General features: G+C 72.5%; 6 protein-coding genes. 3 read left to right on the top strand and 3 right to left on the bottom strand.

Annotated elements, in window-relative coordinates; translation table 11 throughout:
• Together AC2H6A_RS16850 and AC2H6A_RS16855 are read right to left on the bottom strand one after the other, a co-directional pair.
• Positions 1 to 831: ATP-binding cassette domain-containing protein (locus AC2H6A_RS16850; protein ID WP_484274874.1), on the bottom strand; the 831-nt coding region annotated here is incomplete at its 3' end.
• 31 nt (positions 832 to 862) lie between these two features.
• Positions 863 to 1,795: a LysR family transcriptional regulator gene (locus AC2H6A_RS16855; RefSeq protein ID WP_484274875.1), complete on the bottom strand. Its 933-nt coding sequence runs from the start codon at positions 1,793 to 1,795 to the stop codon at positions 863 to 865.
• Between the two features lie 118 nt (positions 1,796 to 1,913).
• Here AC2H6A_RS16855 and xdhA point away from each other — a divergent pair, with 118 nt between their 5' ends.
• Genes xdhA through xdhC form a run of 3 tightly spaced genes read left to right on the top strand, consistent with a single transcriptional unit; the run spans position 1,914 to position 6,555 of the window.
• Positions 1,914 to 3,386, top strand: a complete 1,473-nt coding sequence (xdhA, locus tag AC2H6A_RS16860) for a xanthine dehydrogenase small subunit (RefSeq protein WP_484274876.1) — start codon at positions 1,914 to 1,916, stop codon at positions 3,384 to 3,386.
• 11 nt (positions 3,387 to 3,397) lie between these two features.
• On the top strand, positions 3,398 to 5,689 hold the full coding sequence (gene xdhB / locus AC2H6A_RS16865; RefSeq protein ID WP_484274877.1) for a xanthine dehydrogenase molybdopterin binding subunit: 2,292 nt from the start codon (positions 3,398 to 3,400) through the stop codon (positions 5,687 to 5,689).
• Positions 5,686 to 6,555 (top strand): xanthine dehydrogenase accessory protein XdhC, encoded by an 870-nt coding sequence (gene xdhC, locus AC2H6A_RS16870; protein WP_484274878.1) that lies wholly within the window; start codon positions 5,686 to 5,688, stop codon positions 6,553 to 6,555. Before xdhB ends, xdhC begins: the two co-directional genes overlap by 4 nt.
• On the opposite strand, the gene AC2H6A_RS16875 is transcribed toward xdhC, so the two are convergent.
• On the bottom strand, positions 6,491 to 6,792 hold a 302-nt coding region (locus AC2H6A_RS16875), incomplete at its 5' end, for a c-type cytochrome (protein ID WP_484274879.1). The genes xdhC and AC2H6A_RS16875 overlap by 65 nt on opposite strands.

The following is a 6,792-nucleotide window of genomic DNA, read 5'->3' on the forward strand; positions in this document are numbered from 1 at the left end:
CAGCTCGAGCGAGACCTCGTGCAGGTCCATGCCGAAGCGATCGGTGCGGGGCAGCGAGAGCCCGCGCACGGCCAGGGCCAGCTCGCCCGTTCGCGTGGGGCCGGGCGTGACCTGTGGCGGCTCGGCGCCGATCATCAGGCGAGACAGGCTGGCGTTGGTCTCCTGGGTGGGATCGACCACGCCGGTGACCCGGCCGCCGCGCAGCACGGTGCAGCGGTGGCACAGCGCCCGGATCTCGTCGAGCTTGTGGCTGATGTAGAGGATGCTGCAGCCCGTGGCGGCAAGCCGGCGCAGGGTGACGAACAGCCGCTCCACCGCCTGCGGCATGAGCACCGAGGTGGGTTCGTCAAGGATCAGCAGCCGCGGCTCGACCAGCAGCGCGCGCACGATCTCCACGCGCTGACGCTCGCCCACCGACAGGGTATGCACCGGGCGCTCGGGGTCGATTTCCTGGCCGTACTCGGCGGCCTTCTCGCGGATGCGCCGGCTGGTCTCGGCCAGGCTCTGGCCCGGGGGCAGGCCCAGCCAGACATTCTCGGCCACGCTCAGGGTGTCGAAGAGCGAAAAGTGCTGGAAGACCATGGCCACGCCCAGGGCCCGGGCCTCATGGGGGCCGCGGATGCGCACCGGCCGGCCATCGAAGAGCACCTCGCCGCCGTCGGGGCGCACCGCACCGTAGACGACCTTCATGAGGGTGGACTTGCCGGCGCCGTTCTCGCCGAGCACCGCGTGGATCTCGCCGGGGGCCACGGTGAGCGACACCCGGTCATTGGCAAGCACCGCCGGATACTGCTTGGTGATCTCGCGAAGCTCGAGGCGGGGCGCGGTCATGGGCGGGAGGTGGGCCGGGAGGAGACCGGATTCAGCGCAGCTGGGCGGCGGCGCGACGGACCTGATCGCGCAACCAGCGGCAGGCCGCCGATGCCTGGGTTCGATCATGCCAGAGCTGGAAATACCTGAGCCCCGGCATCGGAATCGGGCAGGGCACGATGCGCACCGGCAGGCTCTCGGTGAAACGCGAGCAGAACAGCCGGCCGGTGGTGAGCACCAGCAGCGAGTCGGCCACCATCGCCGGCGTGAGCGCGAAGTGCGGGCAGCGCACGCTGACATGACGGCGCATGCCCGACTGCGCGAGCAGCTCGTCGATCACGCCGCGGGCGCCGGGGTAGGTGGGCGTGGGCGCGACATGGTCGCAGGCGAGATAGCGCTCGGAGGTCCAGCCGCGACGCACCGCTGGGTGGCGGCTGGCCACCAGACACACGATCTCGTCCTGGAACAGGCGGCCGATGTGCAGATCGGACGGTGGGCGCAGCCAGTTGCCCACCACCAGGTCGAGCTCGCCGGCGGCCAGCCGCGCCCGGTAATCGGAATCGGCGGTGAGCGGCAGGATCTCGATGCCGGCGGACGGGGCCTGGGCCTTGATCGCCGACACCAGCAGCGGCAGGAAGCGCGGATCGAGGAAGTCGCTGGCCGCGACCCGGAAGACCCGATCGGTGGCGGCCGGCGAGAACTGCGCCTGGTCGCGGTCCTCGAAGAGCTCCCGGGCGGCCGCCAGCAGGCTGGCCGCAGGTGCCGCCAGCGCGCGTCCGCCGTCGGTGGGCACCATGCCGCGGCCAGCGCGCACCAGGATGGGGTCGCCGGTGAGCTCCCGCAGGCGGGCGAGCGAGGCGCTCACCGCCGGCTGGTGCATGCCGAGACGAAGCGCGGTCTGCGAGACACTGTGGGTCTGGAGCAAGGTGTGCAGGACTCGGATGAGCTGGAGATCGATCCTGCTCAGGGATGCCGGGTTTGCCATAAGACAATCCGTATTCAGAACATAAGTCTGATCATATGATTTATCTGCCCTGCCCGCCTATCGTCAGAGCAGCCCCGTCCGCAACGCCTCCTGCCGGCTCCCGCGCCGGCCGATCGCCATGAGCCTGCCCGCCCGCCCCCTGCGCCTGCTGCGCGGCCTTCGCCCCGTCACCATCGCCGCCCCCGAGCCCGATGCCATGCTGCTCGACTGGCTGCGTGCGGAAGGCGGCCACGGCACCCGCGAGGGCTGCGGCGAGGGCGATTGCGGCGCCTGCACCGTGGTGGTGGGCGAGCTGCAGGAGGGCGCGCTGCGACTGCGCGCCGTCAACAGCTGCATCCGGCCGCTGTCCTCGGTCGATGGCTGCGCGGTGTTCACGGTGGAAGACCTGGCCCAACCCGGCGGCGCGCTGCATCCCGCGCAGCAGGCCATGGTCGACTGTCATGGCTCGCAGTGCGGCTTCTGCACCCCGGGCTTCGTGATGTCGCTCTTCGCGCTCTACCACCAGCACGGCGCGCAGGCGCCGGCGGGCTGCGTGAGCCGCGAGCAGGCCCAGGACGCGCTCTCGGGCAATCTTTGCCGCTGCACCGGCTACCGGCCCATCCTGGAGGCCGCGCAGACCATGCATGCCCTGCCCGCTCGGCCGCTGGACACCGATGCCCTCACCGCGGCCCTGCACGCCCTGCACGACACCGCCGGCGCGCAGCTGCGCGGCGCCACCGGCACCGCCTGGCGTCCCGCCACCCTGGCCCAGGCCCTGCGGGTGCGCGCCGAGGCGCCCGATGCCCTGGTGGTGGCCGGTTCCACCGACACCGGCCTGTGGATCAACAAGCAGCACCAGCGTCCGGCGCAGACCCTCGATCTGGGCGGCGTGGCCGAGCTCGGCCGCATCCGGCGCGAGGCCGGTGGTCTCACGCTCGGCGCGGGCGCGCGCCTGGAAGACGCCTTCCAGGCCCTGGCCGCAGACCACCCCTCGGTGGCGGGCTTTCTGGCGCGCTTTGCCGGGCTGCCGGTGCGCAACGCCGGCACGCTGGGCGGCAACATCGTCAACGGCTCGCCGATCGGCGACTCCATGCCCCTGCTGCTCGCCCTCGACGCGCGTCTCACCCTGGCCAGCGTGCGCGGCGAACGCGAACTGCCGCTCGCGGACTTCTACACCGGCTACCGCCGCAACCGGCTGGCCGCCGACGAGCTGCTCACCGCGGTGCATGTGCCCGCCACGCCGCCCGGCCTGCGGCTGGGCGCCTGGAAGGTCTCCAAACGGCTCGAAGACGACATCTCGGCGGTCTGTCTGGCCATGGCGGTGCAGTGCGAGGGCGGGCATATCGTCGATGCGCGCATCGGCGTGGGCGGCATGGCCGCCACCTGCAGCCGCGCCCCGCAGGCCGAGGCCGCCCTGATCGGCCAGCCCTGGTCGCTGACGGCGCTGCAGGCTGGCGCCGCGGCCCTGCACGGTGAATTCACCCCCATCGATGACCTGCGCGCCAGCGCCGCCTATCGCACCGCCGTGATCGGCAACCTGCTGCTGCGGCTGTGGCACGAAACCGAACCGGGCCACGATCGCCTGGGCAGCCTGCGCGCCCTGACGGTCTGAGGAGAGACGCGATGCACGCCATGGAATCGATCGTCGCCGGCAGCGCCGCCGCCCACGAGAGCGCCCGCGCCCATGTCACCGGCGCGGCCCGCTTCATCGACGACCTGCCGGTGCCGGCGGGCACCCTTCACGCCGCGCCGGTGCTCAGCCCGGTGGCCCACGGCCGGCTGCTCGGCATCGACGCGCAGGCTGCGCTGGCCATGCCGGGCGTGGTGGCCATGGTCACCGCCGACGACATCCCCGGCGATCGGATCCTGGCCAGCTTCAGCCACGATGAACCCATCCTCGCCGAGGGCGAGGTCCACCATGTCGGCCAGGTGGTGGCGCTGGTGGTGGCCACCAGCCACCGGCTCGCCCGTCAGGCCGCCGCGCAGGTACGGTGCCGCATCGAGCCGCTACCGGCGGTGCTCGACATCGCGCAGGCTCTGGCTGCGAACGCGCAGGTGCTGCCCACCGTGCGCCTCAAGCGGGGTGATGCCGCATCGGCCCTGGCGGCCAGCGCGCACCGGCTCTCGGGCGAGTTCACCGTGGGCGGGCAGGAGCACTTCTACCTGGAGGGCCAGGTCGCGCTGGCGCTGCCCCAGGAGGGTGACAGCTGGCTGGTGCACGCCGCCAGCCAGCACCCCGGCGAGGTCCAGCACTGGGTGGCCCATGCCCTGGGCCAGCCGCTGCACGCGGTGCAGGTGATCTGCCGGCGCATGGGCGGTGGCTTCGGCGGCAAGGAGACCCAGGCCGGACATCAGGCGGTGTGGGCGGCCCTGGCCGCGCGCAAGACCGGCCGGCCGGTGAAGCTGCGGCTGGATCGCGACGACGACTTCATGATCACCGGCAAGCGGCACAACTTCCTGTACCGCTACACCGCCGGCTTCGAGGCCGATGGCCGGCTGCGGGCGCTGCGCCTGTTCATGGCCAGCCAGTGCGGCTTCAGCGCCGACCTCTCGGGGCCGGTCAACGATCGCGCGCTCAGCCACATCGACAACACCTACTTCCTCGAGCACCTCGAGGTCGAGTCGGTGCGCTGCCGCACCAACACCCAGTCGAACACCGCCTTCCGCGGCTTCGGCGGCCCGCAAGGCATGATCCTTATCGAGGCGGTGCTCGGCGACATCGCCCGCCACCTCGGCCTCGATCCGCTCGCGGTGCGCCAGCGCAACCTCTACGGCGAGGCGCCGCGCAACACCACGCAGTACGGCATGACGGTGGAGGACAACATCGCGCCCGAGCTGATCGCCGAGCTCGCCCGTGACTGCCGCTATGCCGAACGCCGGGCCGCGGTGGCGGCCTGGAACGCGGCCCATCCGCTGCTCAAGCGCGGGCTGGCGCTCACGCCGGTGAAGTTCGGCATCTCGTTCAACGCCACCCAGTTCAACCAGGCCGGCGCGGTGGTCTCGGTCTACACCGACGGGTCGGTGCTGGTGAACCATGGCGGTACCGAGATGGGCCAGGGGCTGCACACCAAGATCTGCCAGATCGTGGCCGACGAGCTCGGCCTGCCGCTGGACCGGGTGCGCATCACCGCCAGCGACACCGACCGCGTGCCCAATGCCTCGGCCACCGCGGCCTCCAGCGGCACCGACCTCAATGGCCGTGCCGCCCAGAGCGCGGCGGTGGCCATCCGCGAGCGCCTGCTCGCCTTCGCCGCCGCGCGCGAGGGTGTGCCGGTGGCGCAGGTCCGGCTGCACCGGGGCGAGCTGATCAGCCCGGCCGGCCGTCAGCCCTTCCAGGGCCTGGTGCAGGAGGCCTACAACGCGCGCATCCAGCTCTGGTCCGACGGCTTCTACCAGACGCCCAAGATCCACTTCGACAAGGCGAGCTTCAGCGGCCGACCCTTCTTCTACTTCGCCTATGGCGCGGCCTGCACCGAGGTGGCGCTCGATGTGCGCACCGGCGAGAGCCGGGTGCTGGCGGTCGACATCCTCCACGACGCCGGCACCAGCATCAATCCGGCGATCGACCTCGGCCAGATCGAAGGCGGTTTCGTTCAGGGCATGGGCTGGCTCACCAGCGAGGAACTGGTCTGGGACAGCGACGGACGCCTGCGCACCCATGCCCCGTCCACCTACAAGATCCCCACCAGCGGGGATGTGCCCGAGCACCTGCGGGTGCGGCTGTGGCCGCAGCCCAATCGCGAGGACACCGTGCTGCGCTCCAAGGCGGTGGGCGAGCCGCCTTTCATGCTCGCCATCTCGGTCTACGAGGCGCTGCGCGATGCGGTGGCCGCCCACACCGGCGGCGTGCCGCGGGTGGATGCGCCCTGCACCCCGATGTCGCTGCTGCGGGCGCTTGGCCAGCGGGGCTCATGAACCCGGTGCGTGACACCGCCGCGCAGTGGCTCGCCGAGGGGCGGGCCGCGGTGGTGGTGGAGATCACGCGGGTGGAGGGCTCGGCGCCGCGCGAGGCCGGCACGCGCCTGCTGGTGGCCGCGCAGGCCACCGCCGGCACCATCGGCGGCGGGCATCTCGAGTGGCTGGCCATCCGGACGGCCCAGGCCGCGCTGGCCGCGCGGGCAGCGCTTCCCGACGCGCAACGGCACGCGCTCGGCCCGAGTCTGGGCCAGTGCTGCGGCGGGGTGGTCTGGCTGAGCTATCGCTGGCTCGACGCCGCGCTGGTGGCGCAGTGGCCGCCGGCGCCCACCCGGCTGAGCGTGGCGGTGTTCGGCGCCGGCCATGTCGGGCGGGCGCTCGCCGCGCTGCTGGCCACGCTGCCGGTGCGCCTGCACTGGTTCGACCCCTTGCCCGCCGATGACCAGGGCGCGCCCGTGGCAGGCGGCATCGGACTTGCCCCACCCCTGTCCGGGTTGGTGTCCTGCCCGCAAGCCGAGGCGGTGGCCGAACTGCGCGGCCTGCCCGATGACTGCCATGTGCTCATCATGACCCACAGCCACGCGCTGGACTTCGACCTGTGCGAGGCGGCGCTGAACGCCGCGCGCTTCGCCCGCGTGGGCGTGATCGGCTCGCAGACCAAGGCCGTCACCTTCGGCCGGCGCCTGCGCGCACGCGGCATGGCACCTGATCGGGCAGCCGAGCTGCAGTGCCCGATCGGCCTGCCCGGGGTGAGCGGCCGGGAACCGGCGGTGATCGCGGTGGCGGTGGCGGCGCAGCTGCTCAGCGAGCCAGCGTCGCGTACCAGTCAGCCACCGCCGCGCGCTCGGCATCGGTCATGCCGGTGAGATTGCCGATCGGCATGTAGCGGCTGGCCACGGTCTCGGCGATCTTGGCGGCGTGCTGGCGGTGCTGCTCGGCGGTCTCGAGCATCACGCCCTTGGGCGCCTGCGCAAAGCCCGCCTGGGTGGGCTGCGCGGCATGGCAGGACACGCAGCGACGGGCCATGATGGCCTCGACGCCCATGTCGGCCGATGCCGGGGCGGCAGCACCGGCGGCGGGCGCCGTGGCCGCGCCGCCCGCAG

The sequence above is a fragment of the Quisquiliibacterium sp. genome, from assembly GCF_982640115.1.

What these genes read in the sequence shown, in the direction of transcription:
- AC2H6A_RS16855 (WP_484274875.1), bottom strand. Translation starts at nt 1,795, where the DNA reads ATGGCAAACCCGGCATCCCTGAGCAGGATCGATCTCCAGCTCATCCGA.
- xdhA (WP_484274876.1), top strand. Translation starts at nt 1,914, where the DNA reads ATGAGCCTGCCCGCCCGCCCCCTGCGCCTGCTGCGCGGCCTTCGCCCC.
- xdhB (WP_484274877.1), top strand. Translation starts at nt 3,398, where the DNA reads ATGCACGCCATGGAATCGATCGTCGCCGGCAGCGCCGCCGCCCACGAG.
- xdhC (WP_484274878.1), top strand. Translation starts at nt 5,686, where the DNA reads ATGAACCCGGTGCGTGACACCGCCGCGCAGTGGCTCGCCGAGGGGCGG.